12 protein-coding genes, 2 pseudogenes and 1 riboswitch are annotated in these 16,476 nt (G+C 70.2%); of the genes and pseudogenes, 3 read left to right on the top strand and 11 right to left on the bottom strand.

The window, feature by feature from the left end:
- Window positions 1–2 precede the first annotated feature (2 nt).
- Window positions 3–1,100 (top strand): DEAD/DEAH box helicase, encoded by a 1,098-nt coding sequence (locus AC2RP6_RS07935; protein ID WP_486445536.1) that lies wholly within the window; start codon window positions 3–5, stop codon window positions 1,098–1,100.
- Window positions 1,101–1,331: 231 nt separating this feature from the next.
- A complete protein-coding gene (locus tag AC2RP6_RS07930) occupies window positions 1,332–1,958 on the top strand; it encodes a hypothetical protein (RefSeq protein WP_486445535.1) in 627 nt (208 codons plus the stop codon).
- 162 nt (window positions 1,959–2,120) lie between these two features.
- Here AC2RP6_RS07930 and AC2RP6_RS07925 read toward each other — a convergent pair whose 3' ends face one another.
- From AC2RP6_RS07925 to AC2RP6_RS07905, 5 genes and pseudogenes are all read right to left on the bottom strand, one after another.
- On the bottom strand, window positions 2,121–2,621 hold the full coding sequence (locus tag AC2RP6_RS07925) for a hypothetical protein (RefSeq protein WP_362736104.1): 501 nt from the start codon (window positions 2,619–2,621) through the stop codon (window positions 2,121–2,123).
- A gap of 286 nt (window positions 2,622–2,907) precedes the next feature.
- Window positions 2,908–4,245: a hypothetical protein gene (locus AC2RP6_RS07920; protein WP_486445534.1), complete on the bottom strand. Its 1,338-nt coding sequence runs from the start codon at window positions 4,243–4,245 to the stop codon at window positions 2,908–2,910.
- Between the two features lie 132 nt (window positions 4,246–4,377).
- A pseudogene (locus AC2RP6_RS07915) lies at window positions 4,378–4,561 on the bottom strand (thioredoxin-disulfide reductase); the annotation flags it as partial.
- A gap of 1,120 nt (window positions 4,562–5,681) precedes the next feature.
- Entirely contained in the window at window positions 5,682–5,960 is a 279-nt protein-coding gene (locus tag AC2RP6_RS07910) for a hypothetical protein (protein WP_366449258.1), read from the bottom strand.
- 190 nt (window positions 5,961–6,150) lie between these two features.
- Complete coding sequence (locus AC2RP6_RS07905; RefSeq protein ID WP_366449257.1) at window positions 6,151–7,095, bottom strand: 5'-nucleotidase; 945 nt, start codon at window positions 7,093–7,095, stop codon at window positions 6,151–6,153.
- A gap of 167 nt (window positions 7,096–7,262) precedes the next feature.
- Window positions 7,263–7,481: riboswitch (cobalamin riboswitch) on the top strand.
- A gap of 159 nt (window positions 7,482–7,640) precedes the next feature.
- Between AC2RP6_RS07905 and metE the strand changes: the two genes are divergently transcribed.
- Window positions 7,641–9,965 (top strand): 5-methyltetrahydropteroyltriglutamate--homocysteine S-methyltransferase, encoded by a 2,325-nt coding sequence (metE, locus tag AC2RP6_RS07900; RefSeq protein ID WP_486445533.1) that lies wholly within the window; start codon window positions 7,641–7,643, stop codon window positions 9,963–9,965.
- A 120-nt stretch (window positions 9,966–10,085) separates the two neighbouring features.
- Here metE and AC2RP6_RS07895 read toward each other — a convergent pair.
- The 6 genes and pseudogenes from AC2RP6_RS07895 to AC2RP6_RS07870 form a co-directional block, all read right to left on the bottom strand.
- Window positions 10,086–10,697: pseudogene (locus AC2RP6_RS07895) on the bottom strand (CbtA family protein); the annotation flags it as partial.
- 220 nt (window positions 10,698–10,917) lie between these two features.
- On the bottom strand, window positions 10,918–11,694 hold the full coding sequence (locus AC2RP6_RS07890; RefSeq protein ID WP_366449255.1) for an enoyl-CoA hydratase: 777 nt from the start codon (window positions 11,692–11,694) through the stop codon (window positions 10,918–10,920).
- Entirely contained in the window at window positions 11,691–12,611 is a 921-nt protein-coding gene (mmsB, locus tag AC2RP6_RS07885; RefSeq protein WP_366449296.1) for a 3-hydroxyisobutyrate dehydrogenase, read from the bottom strand. Before mmsB ends, AC2RP6_RS07890 begins: the two co-directional genes overlap by 4 nt.
- Window positions 12,605–13,690 carry an enoyl-CoA hydratase/isomerase family protein gene (locus tag AC2RP6_RS07880; protein ID WP_366449254.1) on the bottom strand — a complete coding sequence of 362 codons (1,086 nt, stop codon included), beginning with the start codon at window positions 13,688–13,690 and terminating at the stop codon, window positions 12,605–12,607. The genes mmsB and AC2RP6_RS07880 overlap by 7 nt, the downstream gene beginning before the upstream one ends.
- Entirely contained in the window at window positions 13,687–14,841 is a 1,155-nt protein-coding gene (locus tag AC2RP6_RS07875) for an acyl-CoA dehydrogenase family protein (RefSeq protein WP_366449253.1), read from the bottom strand. The genes AC2RP6_RS07880 and AC2RP6_RS07875 overlap by 4 nt, the downstream gene beginning before the upstream one ends.
- The gene (locus AC2RP6_RS07870) at window positions 14,838–16,337 is read right to left on the bottom strand and encodes a CoA-acylating methylmalonate-semialdehyde dehydrogenase (RefSeq protein WP_366449252.1); all 1,500 of its coding nucleotides are present in this window, start codon (window positions 16,335–16,337) and stop codon (window positions 14,838–14,840) included. The genes AC2RP6_RS07875 and AC2RP6_RS07870 overlap by 4 nt, the downstream gene beginning before the upstream one ends.
- Window positions 16,338–16,476 lie beyond the last annotated feature (139 nt).

The following is a 16,476-nucleotide window of genomic DNA, read 5'->3' as shown; positions in this document are numbered from 1 at the left end:
CAATGACACTCACCTACACGGATCTGACGGCGCACCAGCGCAAGGCGCTCGACGCACTGCCCTTCGCAGGGAACCACGTCGTCAGCGGCCCGCCCGGAAGCGGCAAGAGCGTGCTGGCCGTGCACCGCGCGGTGATGCTGGCTCTCACCGGCGGACCGACGGTGCTGCTCACCCGTTCCCACCTGCTGCGGCAGTCGATCCAGCCCGCCGTGACCGCCCTCGGGCCGGAGGAGGACGGCGTGACAGTGTCCACCGCCCACGCGTGGCTGGCCGGCTGGTACCGGCAGCGAACCGGGACCACCGCGCCGCGCGCAGATGACGGGTGGTACGACTGGCGGGCCTTCGTCCGGGAGGCCACCCTGGCCGAGCCGGTGGCCGGCCTCTCGGTGGTCGTGGACGAGGGGCAGGACCTGCCCCAGGAGTTCTACCGCTTCTGCCGGGTGTTGGGAGCCCGGATCACGGTGTTCGCGGACGAGTGCCAGCAGCTCACGGAGACCCACTCGACGCTCGCGGAGGTGTCGAAGGCGCTCGGAGGGTGCCCGGTGCGGGAGATCGGGGGCAACCACCGCAACACCCTGCAGATCGCGGAGCTTGCGGGCCACTTCCACGTCGGACGAACGCCTCCGGACCTTCCCGCGCGCCAGGGGCAGCCCCCACGTCTGCACGCCCTGCCCAGGCCTGGTGCCGTCGTCGAACTGGTTTTGGGGCTCGCGCAGACGCAGCCCCGCCAGACCATCGGGGTGATCCTCGGTTCCACCCGGGCCCAGTTCGACCTGGTGACCCGGCTCGACCGGGCCGCGCCGCGGCTGAACGCGCAGATGTACACCTCGGAGGCCACCCAAGGCCGATATCGCACGCTCGACCTGGCTCGCCCCGGCGTCGTCATCGTCCATCGGGCTAGCGCCAAGGGGTTGGGCTTCGACGTCGTCGTGGTCCCGGACACGCACGTGGACTCCGCTACCGACCCCACCTCCGCCTCGCTGCGCATGGCCTACTACGTCCTCGCCACCCGGGCGCGGCATGAACTGCACCTCGGGTACGAGGGCGCCAACGAACCTCCGCTGCTCGCAGGCATCCCGCGAGGGAGCCTCGTCCGGTAATGGAGAAGGGACCCGGCGGGACACCCCGAGGAACTCGCGGTCGCGCAGGGCCGTCGTCCGTTGTTCGATGGCCTTGGTGTCCCACCACTCAGCGACGCAGGGTAGCGGAGTGGCCTCGGAGGTTCGGGGCTTCATGACGACGGCAGGGCTGGACGAAAGGGCCATCGCGTTGCCTCGCTGTCAGACGTGACACGCATACTCGTGGCGGCCAACCGGGGCAAAAGGAACGGTGTGAAAGAGCTGCAGGACGGCGTAACCCGTCTACTGGCTGACGCAGTGAAGGCGGAGATCGAACCAGAGAGCTGTCCGACCTGGCTGATGCGGCCGGGGCGGATCGAGTGCCTCACCATGTGGGAGACAGTGGCGACCATCTACTGCGTGCTCACCGGGCTGGTTCTCCCCGAGCAGGCTCCTTCTCGTGAGCGGCGACGCCTGGACGTGCTGCTGACCTACGAGGACGGAGAGCGGCAGATCCTGGAGGTTGACGAGAAGCAGCACTTCACCGGGGCTCGCGCCCTGACACTGGAGTACTATCCGGCGGGCGTGTTGCGGCTTGAGATCCCGGTGGCCGAGCGGCACATTGCCGGGTCCGTGGGTGTCGGTGCCAGTCGTTGGGGCGGTGATCCAGTCCGGGGACCGGGTATCCAGGCGGTTGTGGTGTGCCAGAAGGCCATGGTTTCGGCGACCTCGGGCTGCCATCGGAAGGAGGCGATGCAGATGCAGCCGCCCTTCCCCGCCGCCACAAGCGGCGGGTGGTCGGTGTTCGGTGGCGGACAGTGTGCTTGGAGCACGGCCCGCTTCTGCTTCGGCCCCTCGCCCCCGAGGCGGCCTGCTGCGCTACCGCCGAGTACGACGTGACCACGTGCACCTACCTCAAGCGCGTCCGCCCACGACTTCTCCACCCGCCTCGTCGGAGGTGTCTGCGGAGGCGTCGGCGCCCTCGCACCCGCTTGCAGCCTCCGAGTGCTGCTTGGTATGAGTGCCGCTGTACCGAGCAGCGGGTCTGGCGCGGCGCTGGGCTCAGGCGGCGTCGCTTGCGACGGACGGATGCCTTCGCGGGCCGAACGCGGTGTTGAAGGCGCGGCAGTGCGTCGTAGGTACGAGCAAGTACGGCGCGCCCGAGCCGGTTCGGACCGAGCGGGGGCCGGTCTGTCCCGCTGTGAGGGCGTCGTACGGGGTGAGGACGTCGAGGTTGTCGAACACGTAGTAGAGGGGCAGCCTGGTCCACGCGACGAGCTGGAGGTGCGCGTCGACCGCTGCGCTCTCGATCGCGTGACGGTGCGTCGCCCGACTGGTCATGCTGCTCTTGCAGTCGATCATGGCGACATGGCCCTCTTTAGCGGCAAGGAGGTCGGGCGTCCACCGAAGGGAGCTGTCGGTCTTTCGGAGCGCGGCTTGAACGGGCTGGGTGAGGACTCCCTGCCCCCACGGGTTGACCGCCCATCCGCGCGCGGTCAGTTCCTTGGCGATGCGCTGCTCGTGGGCGTCCCCCACGGCTTTCCTCTGCTGAAAGCTCGGCATGACGTGAAGTCTTGCGCAGTACGGTCCCGTCAAAACGAGAGGCAGACGCAGACCGGCCAGGCGGAACGCCGCAGAAGCCGTCTCACTGCGTCCGGCTGTGTCCGCCTGCGTCCGGCTGTGTCTCACTGCGTCCGGACAACAATGGCCGGAAGTCATCCACGTCTGGCCCTCTTCGCCCACAGAGCTCGGCGCCCGGCAGGGCCCGGTGGCCCGTGTATCCACGCGTTGACCGTTCAAGGGCATCGGGGAGCTGTCTGGCTCCCCGAAGCCCTGACAGGAGTGGTGATCAGCGAAGGCGGAGGCGGCGCAGGGCCATGACGGTGCCATCGGGGTGGATGGAGACGGGGCCGCGCCACTTGGCGTCCCAGGGGTCGGAGGGCCAGGAGTCGCGGAGGGCGTGGGTCTCGTGGCGGTACTGGTCGACCCTGCCGTCCCGGAGGTGGGCGAAGAGGTCTTCCGCCAGGCCGGAGAAGGCCTCCACCCGGACGCCGTTGAGGCGGAAGACGTGGTCGGTGCCTACGAACTTCCTGCCGTGGATGGTGTGGGTGACGTCTTGGACGATGCCGGTGCCGGCGTGGGTGAAGGTCTCGAAGTGGCCTTTGCCCTGGCGCTTGGTGAGGTACCGGGCGGTGGGTTCGCCGCCTCCGGTGAAGGCCATCAGGCCGGCGGCATCCGCCTGGGCGAGGACCCGGCCGAACCAGCCGCACTCCTCGGGACGTACGTGGTAGCCGATCGGTGGTTCCTCGTTCGGTTCCGTTGGGGCGTCGATGCCGGGGCGGATGCTGCGGTCCTCGACGGGAGGGTCGAGATGGAGGTCCTTCGCATCTGCCAGGGTGCCGTCGCCGGGGGCGTGGAGCAGGTAGAGCGTGATGGTCTCGCTCTTCTTGGGGAGCGTGGTGCCGAAGACGAAGGCCGGCGTTTCGTTGTACGCGCCGATGTGGATGCCTTCCACGTCGGCGGAGGCGGTGGCCAGTTGCTTGTGGACCTGGGTGGCGTTGCCGTGAGTGCCCTTGCAGGTGACCGGGATGACCCGGGACGGCTCGCCCGGCTTCCACACCTCCAGGAAGAAGCCCGGCCGGCGCGGGGCACTGCTGCGTCCCGCCTCCCTGCCGGTCAGCTCCCAGCCGGCCCGCATGGCTAACTCGGCGTCGATGACCGAGACCGAGTGATCCGGGTACTGAGCGGCGAGTACGCGCCGGGCGAGGGCCAGGGCGAAACCGATGCCGAGCTCGCCCGACTGTGTGGCCGCGTAGTGGCGCCTGGGGTTACGGCCCTCGGTGGACAGCGCCATGTAGCGACCGTCGTTGCCCGTGAGGGCCTGGCAGTACTTCAGGCTGGCCCAGTGCTCGGCAAGCCCTCGCCCCGCGCCTTGGCGGGCGAGGACGTTGGCCCGGCCCAGAGCGTGGAGTACGTCCCAGGGAGTCAGTTGGAGCGACAGACCGAGTGGCTTCAAAGGGAGTGGACGAAGCTCTGGTTTGCGGCGCAGAGGGGCCTGGTTCTTCTCCCGCTTGGCCTTGTCGTCCGCGGTCGCAGCCTTGGCAACGCTGCCCGCGAGGTCCGATGTCGAGTGAACGGCCACGTTCCACGGCTGCGCGAGATCCCTCAGCACGTCTGCTCGCTTCAAGCTGCTTCCCCCTACGTTCGTACGGGTGTTACAGGCCGACGTCGCAAATTACGTGGGGGAGCAGGGGCGCATGAAGGGCGTAAGCGCGCACATCGTCAGCGCCGACCCCACCCTGGCACGAGGGCCAGCCAGTCAGGCGTTGACCTGCGCCATGCCAGCGTCCGTGCTGCTGTCGCTCATGGCGTCGAGGCAGCGCTCGGCGTCCAGGACCGCTGAGCAGCCCGAACCGGCTGCGGTGATGGCTGGGCCGGTGGGTGTGGTCGACGACGTCGCCGGCGGCGAAGACGCCAGGGACGTTCGTACGGGTTGAGGGGGAGGCAGGCACAGGGACCGGTCCTGCAGGCCCTGGCGGTCGGCAGCTGGGGGATCGGCACGACTGAGTGACGTGCCGTCAGATAAGTCAGCATCTGGTCAGCATCAGTCCCCCACGTTCCGGAGAGTCTGGCCGACGCGAAGCCCGGTCCGGCAGCGTCACGACGGCCTGATGCCCACGGCAGTGCAGGCCAGAAGCCTTCTCATCCGAGGCAGTGGATTTTCCTCTAGATCTCCGACCCGACGCCTCCCGGTGTACAGTGCAGACCGCCCTTGACCTGCAGAAAGCGGGCAGGGAGCCGTCTTCTAGGAGCTCAAATTGCTGCGCACCATGATCAAGTCCTACATCTGACATCTGGACGTTTCCGCAGGTCAGCGGCGTGATGACGAGCTCTTGGTCAGCAAATGGTCAGCATCAGCCCCTGGGGCTGACCACGGAGGCACACCCGGCGGCGGTCGCGCATGTTGCTGGCGCATGGCGTGCCGATGCGTCGTGACCACGGACTTTGTCGCGTGGAACCCGACGTCGTTGGGGTCGCGCCCGGCCGTCCTTGCCGGTGACACGGGTGCAGTCATCCACCGGACGGCGAAGCGGCGACAGCCTCGTCTCCTTCGTTCAAGCGAAGCGATCGCTATTCCGGCAGCGGTTCGACCTCAGAGTTTCTAGCGTCGGCAGCAGTGTTTCGCTGTGCGAGAGGACTCGAACGTGACCGACCCTGCCGCAGGTGTGCGACCGCCGCCGAAGCGCGCCGGCTTCCCGGCCGGGCAAAGCGGCGCACGGCCGTCCTGCGCGAGTACGAGGAATTCAATTCCGAGCGACGCAGGGGGATTCCTCCCGTGCTGTGGCCGTTCTTCGCGCCGGACCCGGACCGGTACTACCGATGGCGGGTCCAGCTGGATTGCGCTTGCAACAAGGAGCTGATTTCGCCGGACGACCGCACCCCGCCGAGCGAGAGGCAGTGGCGCGGCCTTGGGGACGGTGAAGCATTGCCGCAGGGACAGGTGTACTGCCGGCACGATGATTCCGTCGATGCCCCCTACCGCGACATCATTGAGTGGGGAGCCCGACGGGAGGTGAGGCCAGCACGCCAGCCCGGCGGGCCGCCGCATTTCGGGCCTGAATCTCACGCGGATTGCTCCCCGCCACCGTGGTGCCGGTCTTCGGCGGCGCTGCGCATGTGGGCGGCGACGACCTTGCCAAGCCGCCGGTACACCGACATCGGCTCGATGAAGCCCCGCTCCTCGCACACCTCCGCGCACGAGAGCCCGCGAAGAGGCACGGGCAACCGTCGGTCGCTGAGGAGTTGTTCGAGCAGGACGGCCCCGCCGGCCACTCCGAGGTCATGCTTCGTGAGATCCAGTGGCTGGCCGAAGCCTGCGAGCCCTACGTACCGGTTGGGCATGCTGGCCTCCGCTCTTCACGCGACCACGCAGGGTCGCTGCTCTGATCCGGCCCATTCCCCCGGTGCAATGCGATGGTCCGAACTCCGATCGTGACAGGAACCACTGACAGCCACGCCGCCCGGACGCGAGGCAGGCTTTGCCTGAGCTGGCTCGACCCGCCGTCAGCAGCCGGCTGCAACAGCCCGCGTTTCATGCCGGCCCCGACGGATGAGCGTTGACGACTCCGAACGGCACGTGGACGCTCGGGGTGGCCGGTGCCGTGCCGTTCAGGTGGGAGACCTGGTCGTCGAAGAAGATGTGCGGGTCGAGGGCGCTCATCACGGCGGCCTTGTCGATGCCGCCGAGGAAGAAGGCGTCGTTGACGCGCAGGCCCCACTGCTTCAGGCTCCGCACGGCACGTTCGTGTGCGGGGGCGTCCCGGGCGGTGACCAGGGACACCCGGAGACGGGGCTGGTAGGCGGGATCCTTGTGGCGCTCCTCCTCTTCGCGACGCTGGATGCGGTTGATGCCGGCAAGGAATTCTTTCAAGGGTCCGGGGTCGTGAGGGGTGGTCACATTGAGGACCTCGTACGCGCGGAACCCCTCGATGCCGACCGTGCGGAAGACCTGCTCGGAGGAATCCCCGGCCAGTACGCCGTCGAAGTCGAAGGCGATGCGGAGTTCCTGGTCGGCTTCGTCATCGACCCGCTCCGTCGCGAGTACGTGTCCCGCCGGCATTCCGTCGGTCACCGCTTCCCGAACATCGGATCCGTTGGCCGAGAGGAACAAGGACATGTTCAAGGCGGGCATGAAGCGGTGTGACGGCCGGCCCTGCTGGAAGACGGCCCGACTGATGTGCAGGCCGTGCGCCGCGATGGAGCGCATGACGCGGAGTCCGGTATCCGGGTCGTTGCGCGACAGGATGATGACCTCGACCAGTGGATCGGAGGGATCCGCGAGGTCGTTGAGCGACAGCAGGCGCCGGACGAAGGGGAAGGCCACTCCCTTGGTCAGGATGTCGTCCACATGGTCTTCTTGGTAGGACCGGTACGCGTCCTCGCCCTGTTCCCGGAAGACCGTGTCGCAGTCGGTGAGGTCGAAGAGGGCGCTCGAGGCGATCCCGATGACGAGGCGGTCGGACAGGTCGTACTTCATCTCGCCCCCTGCTGGCACACGTGCAACATTGAGAGGGTTATCGCCTGTTTGAATATGCCGAAAACATGTGCGATCTCTGCTCGGTGACCAGCTGCGCTCCGGGCGGCTGTGTCTCGTTCGCTCGTCCGAATAATGGACGGCGGTCGTCGCCCAGCGGGCGCACGGCCTAGGCTGGCCGGGCAGCTGGTTCGCCCCGTCCGCCAGGCGGGATGCGTCGTAAGAGGGAACCCGGTGGGAATCCGGGACTGCCCCGCAGCGGTGAGCGGGAACGACCGCCGTCATACGCACTGGGACCGTGAGGTCCTGGGAAGCGACGGCCAGTAGGTGCCGGCCCAGTGGCCTGCGTGCCCGCGAGTCCGAAGACCTGCCCGTTGCCCGCACGCGGACGATTCCGTGTGCGGACATCCCGGTGACCTCGTGGGCGGGTCGGCGTACAGAGCGAGAACGGCCGGCCGTAGGGGTCGGGGCCGTCCGCTTCCGGTACCCCTTCGTGCCTGACGTGTCCCATCGGGATCTCAGGGATTCATCTCGCGAAGGAGATCTCCGTGACCACCCAGTCTGCAGCAGCGGCAGCAGGTGCCACCGTCCACGGCTACCCCCGTCAGGGCGGGAACCGTGAACTGAAGAAGGCGATCGAGGGCTACTGGAAGGGCCGCGTCACCGCCGACGCCCTCCACGCCACCGCTGCCGGCCTGCGCCGTACCGCCTGGCAGCAACTCGCCGCGGCCGGCCTCACCGAAGTACCCACCGGGGACTTCTCGTACTACGACCACGTCCTGGACACCACCGTCATGGTCGGCGCGGTCCCCGCACGCCACCGGGCCGCGGTCGCCGCCGACCCACTGGACGGCTACTTCGCGATGGCCCGGGGCACACAGGACGTGCCGCCGCTGGAGATGACCAAGTGGTTCGACACCAACTACCACTACCTGGTCCCCGAGCTGGGGCCGGACACCGTCTTCACCGCCGACCCCGCGAAGCAGGTCGCCGAGCTCGGAGAGGCCCTCGCCCTCGGTCACACCGCCCGTCCCGTCCTGGTCGGTCCTGTCACCTACCTGCTGCTGGCCAAGCCTGCACCCGGCGTGGCGGCGGACTTCCAGCCGTTGACCCTGCTCGACCGGCTCCTGCCCGTATATGCCCAGGTCCTGGCAGCCCTGCGTGCCGCCGGCGCCGAGTGGGTGCAGCTGGACGAGCCCGCCCTGGTGCAGGACCGCACCCCGGCCGATCTCAACGCGGCCGCCCGCGCCTACCGTGACCTGGGCGCACTCACCGACCGGCCCAAGCTGCTCGTCGCCTCCTACTTCGACCGGCTCGGGGAGGCCCTGCCCGTCCTGGCGAAGGCGCCCGTCGAAGGCCTCGCCCTCGACTTCACCGGCCCGGCCGCCGCTCAGCTCGACGACCTCGCGGCCGTGGGCGGACTGCCCGGCAAGCGCCTGGTCGCCGGGGTCGTGGACGGCCGCAACATCTGGGTCAACGACCTGGAGAGGTCCCTGACCACCCTCGGGACCCTGCTCGGCCTGGCCGACAGGGTGGACGTGGCAGCCTCGTGCTCCCTGCTGCACGTCCCGCTCGACGCCGCCGCGGAACGGGACGTCGACCCGCAGATCGTGCGCTGGCTCGCCTTCGCCCGGCAGAAGGCCGCCGAGATCGCGACCCTCGCGAAGGGCCTCAGGTCCGGCACCGCGGCGGTGGCCGGTGAGCTCTCCGCCAACCGGGCCGCCCTCGCCTCCCGGACAGCCTCCCCCATCACGCACGACCCGGCCGTCCGCGCCCGTACCGCGGCCGTCACCGACGCCGACGGCCGCCGCGCCCAGCCCTACGGCGAGCGCGCCGCCGCCCAGCGGGCCCATCTGGGTCTGCCCCTGCTGCCGACCACCACGATCGGTTCGTTCCCGCAGACCGACGAACTGCGCGCGGCCCGTGCCGACCTGCGGGCCGGACGGATCGACCCGGCCGGGTACGAGGCCCGCATCAAGGGCGAGATCGAGGAGGTGATCTCCTTCCAGGAGAAGACCGGTCTGGACGTCCTGGTGCACGGCGAGCCCGAACGCAACGACATGGTCCAGTACTTCGCGGAGCAGCTGACCGGCTACCTCGCCACGCAGCACGGTTGGGTCCAGTCCTACGGCACCCGCTACGTCCGCCCGCCGGTGCTGGCCGGGGACGTCTCCCGGCCCGATCCGATGACCGTCCGCTGGACCTCGTACGCGCAGTCCCTGACGGCCAAGCCGGTCAAGGGCATGCTGACCGGGCCGGTCACCATGCTCGCCTGGTCCTTCGTGCGGGACGACCAGCCGCTGGGCGACACCGCCCGCCAGGTCGCGCTCGCCCTGCGGGACGAGGTGAACGACCTGGAGGCGGCCGGGACGTCGGTGATCCAGGTCGACGAGCCGGCTCTCCGTGAGACCCTGCCGCTGCGCGCCGCCGGCCACGCCGACTACCTGGCCTGGGCCACCGAGGCGTTCCGCCTGACGACCTCCGGGGTCCGGCCGGATACCCAGATCCACACCCACATGTGCTACGCCGAGTTCGGCGACATCGTGCAGGCCATCGACGACCTCGACGCGGACGTCATCAGCCTGGAGGCCGCCCGCTCGCACATGCAGGTCGCTCGGGAACTGGCCGCCCACGGCTACCCCCGCGAGGCCGGGCCGGGCGTGTGGGACATCCACTCCCCGCGCGTCCCCAGTTCTGAGGAAGCGGCCGCTCTGCTGCGGACGGGCCTGGAGGCCATTCCGGCCGAGCGGCTGTGGGTCAACCCCGACTGCGGGCTGAAGACCCGTGGCTGGCCCGAGACCCGTGCGTCCCTGGAGAACCTGGTGGTCGCTGCCCGTGAGGTCCGCGCCGGCCTTGCCCGCGACCACGCCTGACCTGCACGAACAGAGCCCTGGCGTCCCGGTTGTCCGGGGCGCCAGGGCTCTGAAGGTGGCTTCGGTGCGAGGATCAGCCGAGGGCGAGACCGGCTGCGGGGCCGTAGCTTCCCTACCGGCGCGGTCAGCGCGGTGGGCCAGGAGCCGCTGGGCGAGGACGCCGAAGACGACGGCGAACACGACCCACATCACGACCTGGACGGTCACCGATGCGACCCGGAACTCCCACAGCAGGGCCGGGGGGAACTCGGGCTTGACGGCGTCCGTGTTGTCCGGGAGTACCTGTCAGGCCAGCGCCGCGGCGGCGACGAAAGCGGCGCCCGCCGTCAGCGTCGCGTTCCAGTTGCCCAGCCGCGGGGCCAGCCGGCGGCCCGCGATGAGCGCGCCGACGCCGGGCAGGACGCTGAGCAGGATTATCAGGAAGAACAGCGTGGTGCGCTGCCCGATGGTGTCGGGATTCCCGACGGCCGGCGGGTTGGCCGGGTACTTCAGGAACGGCACGAAGTAGACCGTGGTGAAGGCGCCGGCTGCCGTGAGCGCGGCCGTGGCCCGCGGGCTGAAGCCGCCGACGCGGCCCAGGACGAAGGAGAACGCGAGGGAGGCGATGCCGCCCAGGGCGACGCCGCAGACCAGGACACCGGTGGCGAGGCCGTCGGTGGACTGGACGGGGCGGCTGACGAGTCTGACTTGCCGCGGCCGCCACCCCGGATGGGGAGTGTCGTCGCAGCACACAGTGGCGCGACCATGCCGGATTCACACCGGGCTTCCGTCTCGCCGTCGCTGCTATGTGCAGATGTCGGCGTGACGCTACAGTCCGCGACCTTGCTGGTCCAAGCGGATGAGTCCCTGATCACACGTGGTGCCCGGGACGCGAGACGGCATGGGCCTGTTCCTCCCGGCGGGGCAGGCGGCCCGGGGCGGTGGGTGTGCCGCCCCGGGTCACCCGGTGTGCTCAGCCGTGGGTGAAGTGCGGCGGGCGCTTGTCCACGAAGGCGGACATGCCCTCCTTCTGGTCGGCGGTCGCGAACACCGCGTGGAAGAGGCGGCGTTCGAAGCGGACGCCTTCGGTGAGGGTGGTCTCGAAGGCGCGGTTGACGGCCTCCTTGGCCATCATCGCGACCGGCTTGGACATCTCGGCGACGGTCGTGGCCACGGCGAGGGCTTCGGCGAGCAGCTCGTCGGCGGGGACGATCCGGGAGACCAGCCCGGCGCGCTCGGCCTCGGCGGCGTCCATGGTGCGGCCGGTCAGGCACAGCTCCATGGCCTTGGCCTTGCCGACGGCGCGGGTGAGGCGCTGGGAGCCGCCGATGCCGGGGATGACACCGAGTTTGATCTCGGGCTGACCGAACTTCGCGGTGTCGGCGGCAAGAAGGATGTCGCAGAGCATGGCCAGCTCGCATCCGCCGCCCAAGGCGTACCCGGAGACCGCGGCGAGGGTGGGTGTACGGACCTGGCCGAGCCGGTCCCACGCGGTGAACCAGTCGCTGAGGTACATGTCCATGTAGCTTTGCGGGCGCATCTCCTTGATGTCCGCCCCGGCCGCGAACGCCTTCGCCGAGCCGGTGAGGACGATGCAGCCGACGTCAGGGTCCCGGTCGAGTGCCTCCGTGGCGGCCACGACCTCGGTCATGACCTGGAGGTTGAGGGCGTTGAGCGCCTGGGGCCGGTTGAGGGTCAGGACGGCGACGCGTCCCTTGCGCTCGAGGAGGATGGTCTCGTACGTGGTCATGTGGTGGTTCCGTTCTGGTTCGGTCCGGCCGGTCGGAGGGTGCGGACGATTGCCGAGAAGTCGAGCTCCGCGCCGTCGCCCGCGGCGAACGCCGCGTAGAGCTCGGCAGCCTTGAGGCCCAGGGGCGCGTCCACCCCGCCAGCCCGCAGGGCGTTGGCGGCGAGGCCGAGGTCCTTGGCCATGAGCGGGGCCGCGAAGCCGGGGCGGTACTCGCGGTTGGCGGGGCTGGCCGGAACGGGGCCGGGGACCGGGCAGTTGACGGTCAGGGCCCAGCACTGGCCCGATGCCGTGGAAGCGACGTCGTAGAGGGCCTGGTGGTCCAGGCCCAGGCTCTCGGCGAGGACGAAGGCCTCGCTGACCCCGATCATCGAGACGGCGAGGATCATGTTGTTGCAGATCTTCGCCGCCTGGCCGGCGCCTGCCGTGCCGCAGTGCACGGCCTTCTTGCCCATGGCGTCGAGCAGCGGCTCGGCGGCGGCGAACTCCTCGGGTCCGCCGCCCGCCATGAAGGTGAGCGTGGCCGCCTCAGCACCCACCACCCCGCCGGACACCGGGGCGTCCAGTGCCCGGTGACCGGCCGCGGCGGCGGCCTCGTGGGCGGCCCGGGCGTCGGAGACGTCGATGGTGGAGCAGTCGACGAACAGGGTGCCGGGCCGGGCTGCGGCCAGGACGCCTAGCTCGCGGTAGAGGGCGAGGACGTGGTGGCCGGCCGGCAGCATGGTGATCACCACCTCGGCGTCCGCTACGGCTCCGACTGCGGACGGAGCGGGTTCGACCCCGTGGGCGGCGGCGGTGGCCAGCAGCTCGGGTACGAGGTCGAAGCCGAGGACGCGGTGGCCGGCCTTGACGAGGTTGGCGGCCATCGGGCCGCCCATGTGGCCGAGCCCGATGAACGCGACGGTGGTGCTGGTCACCAGACGACCTCCTGAGACGGAGCGGTCGCGCCGAGCCGGAGCTCGTGCGCGTCGAGCGGGGCGAAGAACCGGTCCACGGCGGCGGGGCTGACCTCTTCGAGGGTGGCGGGGGACCAGTGCGGGGTGCGGTCCTTGTCGATGACCTGGGCGCGGATGCCCTCGACGAGGTCTGGGGAGGACAGCGCCGTGCAGGAGACGCGGTATTCCTGTTCCAGGACGCGTTCCAGCGGTCCGAGTCGGCGGGCCCGGCGCAGCGCGGCCAGGCTGACCTTGACCGCCGTGGGGGACTTGGACAGGAGGGTGTCCGCCGCGGCCTTGGCGGCGGGTTCCCCCGAGGCCAGCAGCCGGGCGACGATCTCCTCGGCGGTGTCGGCGGAATAGCAATGGTCGATCCACTCGCGCGCCGGGGCGAGGGCGCCGGGTTGCGGCTGCCGTACGTACCGCTCCAGTACGGCGTGTACGGGTTCCGCGGCCAGCTCTCGGGCCAGGGCGGGCAGGTCGGCCGAGGGGACGAAGTGGTCGGCGAGCCCGCACAGGAGTGCGTCGGCGGCGCCGACGGGTGCGCCGGTGAGGGCCAGGTGGGTGCCGAGTTCCCCGGGCGCGAGGGCCAGCAGGTACGTGCCGCCGACGTCCGGGACGAAGCCGATGCCGGTCTCGGGCATGGCCACGCGGGAGCGTTCGGTGACGATGCGGACGCTGCCGTGGGCCGAGATCCCGACGCCGCCGCCCATGACGATGCCGTCCATGAGGGCGACGTACGGCTTGGGGTAGCGGGCGATCAGGGCGTTGAGCCGGTACTCGTCGCGCCAGAAGGCCGCCGAGGCGGTGCCGCCGGTGCGGGCGTCCTCGTGGATCGCACGGATGTCCCCGCCGGCGCACAGGCCCCTGTCACCGGAGCCGTCGATGACGACCAGCTCGATCGCAGGGTCGTCGGCCCAGGCCGTGAGTGCCTCCTCGATGCGGAGCACCATGGGGTGGCTGAGGGCGTTGAGTGCCTTGGGGCGGTTGAGGGTGATGTAGGCGGCGTGGTCCTCGGTGCGGGTGAGGACGTGGTCGTGATCGGTCGGTGTGTGGTTGGTCATCGCAGGGTCTCCGTGAGTCCGCGCGCGACGATGACGCGCATGACCTCGTTGGTGCCTTCCAGGATCTGGTGGACGCGCAGGTCGCGGACGATCTTCTCGATGCCGTACTCGCTGAGGTAGCCGTAGCCGCCGTGCAGCTGGAGGGCCGCGTCGGCGACCGTGTACCCGGTGTCGGTGGCGAACCGCTTGGCCATCGCGCACAGTCGCGGGGCCAGCGCATCGCCCGTGTCGAGGGCCTCGGCGGCCTGCCGGACCAGGGCGCGGGCGGCGGCCAGCTCGGTGGCCATGTCGGCCAGCCGGAACTGGAGCGCCTGGCGGTCCAGGAGCCGACTGCCGAAGGCCTCGCGGTCCGCCAGGTAGGACAGCGACCGGTCCAGGGCGCTCTGGCCGCCGCCGAGCGAGCAGGCGGCGATGCCGAGTCGGCCGCCGTTGAGGCCGCTCATGGCGATGCGGAAGCCGTCGCCCTCCGAGCCCAGCCGCCGGTCGGCGGGGAGGCGGACGCCGTCGAGGACGACCTGGCGGGTCGGCTGGGCGTTCCAGCCCATCTTCCGTTCGTTCGGCCCGAACGAGACCCCCGGGTCCTCGCGTTCGACGACGAACGCGGAGATCCCGCCCGGGCCCGACTCGCCGGTCCTCGCCATGACCACGTACACGCCGGCCGATCCGGCACCGGAGATGAACTGCTTGACGCCGGTCAGGACGTAGTGGTCACCCTGCCGCTCCGCGCGGGTGCGCAGCGCGGCGGCGTCCGATCCCGCGCCCGGTTCGGTCAGGCAGTAGCTGCCCAGGGTCGCCGCGGAGCACAGGCCGGGCAGCCAGCGGGCGCGCTGGGCGTCGTCGCCGTAGCGGTCGATCATCCAGGCGACCATGTTGTGGATGGACAGGTAGCCGGCGATGGACGGGCAGCCGGTGGCGAGGGTTTCGAAGACGAGGACGCCGTCGCTGCGTGACAGGCCCGAGCCGCCGTGTTCCTCGCGGACGTACACACCGGCGAGACCGAGGGCGGCGGCCTGTCGGATGACGTCGACGGGGAAGTGCTTGTCCTGGTCCCATGCCAGGGCATGGGGGGCCAGTTGCTCCTGGGCGAAGTCGAGGGTGACCTCGGCCAGGGCGAGCTGGTCCTCGGTGAGGGCGGTGGTCACGGCGCTCACCCCATCGTCGGGATGGTGAAGCTCGCGCCTTCCTTGACCCCGGAGGGCCAGCGCGAGGTGACGGTCTTGGTGCGGGTGTAGAAGCGGATCGAGTCCGGGCCGTGCTGGTTCAGGTCGCCGAATCCGGAGCGCTTCCAGCCGCCGAAGGTGTGGTAGGCGACCGGTACCGGGATGGGGACGTTGACGCCGACCATGCCGGTGTTGACGCGGCGTGTGAACTCGCGGGCGGTGTCCCCGTCGCGGGTGAAGATCGCCACTCCGTTGCCGTACGGGTGCTCGCTCGGCAGGCGCAGGGCCTCCTCGAAGTCGGCGGCTCGGACGACCGACAGGACGGGGCCGAAGATCTCCTCGCGGTAGACGCGCATCTGCGGGGTGACCCGGTCGAAGAGGGAGGCGCCGGCGAAGTAGCCGTTCTCGTGGCCTTCCAGAGTGAACCCGCGGCCGTCGACGACGAGTTCGGCTCCCTCGTTGACGCCGATGTCGACGTAGCGGCGGACCCGGTCGAGGGCGTCCCGGCTGACCAGCGGCCCGAAGTCGGCCTCCGGGTCGTCGGACCGGCCGATCTTCAGGGTGGCGATGCGGTCCTTGAGGGCGGCGACCAGCCGGTCGGCCGTCTCCTCGCCGACGGGTACGGCGACGGAGATGGCCATGCAGCGCTCGCCCGCCGAGCCGTAGCCGGCGCCGATGAGGGCGTCGACGGCCTGGTCGAGGTCCGCGTCCGGCATCACGATCATGTGGTTCTTGGCGCCGCCGAAGCACTGGGCGCGCTTGCCGTGGGACGCGGCGGTGGCGTAGATGTGCGCGGCGATCGGGGTCGAGCCGACGAAGCCGAGGGCCTGGACGCGCGGGTCTTCGAGGAGGGTGTCGACGGACTCCTTGCCGCCGTTGACCACGTTGAGCACGCCCGGCGGCAGTCCCGCCTCCAGGAACAGCTCCGCGAGCCGCAGCGGTACCGACGGATCGCGCTCGGACGGCTTGAGGATGAACGCGTTCCCGCAGGCCAGCGCGGGCGCGGCCTGCCACAGCGGGATCATCGCGGGGAAGTTGAACGGCGTGATGCCGGCGACCACGCCGAGCGGGCTGCGCAGGGAGTGCACGTCGATGCCGGTTCCGGCGTTGTCGGTGAACTCCCCCTTGAGGAGGTGCGGGATCCCGGCGGCGAACTCGACCACCTCCAGGCCGCGTTGCAGGTCGCCGTGGGCGTCGGCCACGGTCTTGCCGTGCTCGGAAGACAGAAGCCTGGCCAGGCTCTCGCGTTCGCCTTCGACGAGCTGGAGGAAGCGCAGCAGCACGCGGGCGCGTCGCTGAGGGTTCCACTGCCCCCAATCGACCTGCGCCTCCTCGGCGTTGGCGATGGCGGCCTCGGTGTCGGCGCGCCCGGCCAGGGGCACGCGCGCCTGGACGGCGCCGGTGTTGGGGTCGTACACGTCGGCGAAGAGTCCGGAGGTGCCGGTGGTGTGCTTTCCGCCGATGAAATGGGTGAGTTCACGGACCATGGGTGCCTGCTCTCGTCAGGTTGGATCCGGGGATGGCACGGCAGACCGGCGGACGACACCCTGATGGGGGTGTGCCGCTGCGGAAAGCCGTGGGAACTACGAGCGCACGGAAGTGGTGTGCGTGCGCTCCGCCGGATCA

This window comes from Streptomyces sp. WAC03905 (assembly GCF_057371075.1).
Note: the sequence above shows the minus strand (reverse complement) of the source record. Positions and strands in the feature narration are given on the sequence as shown.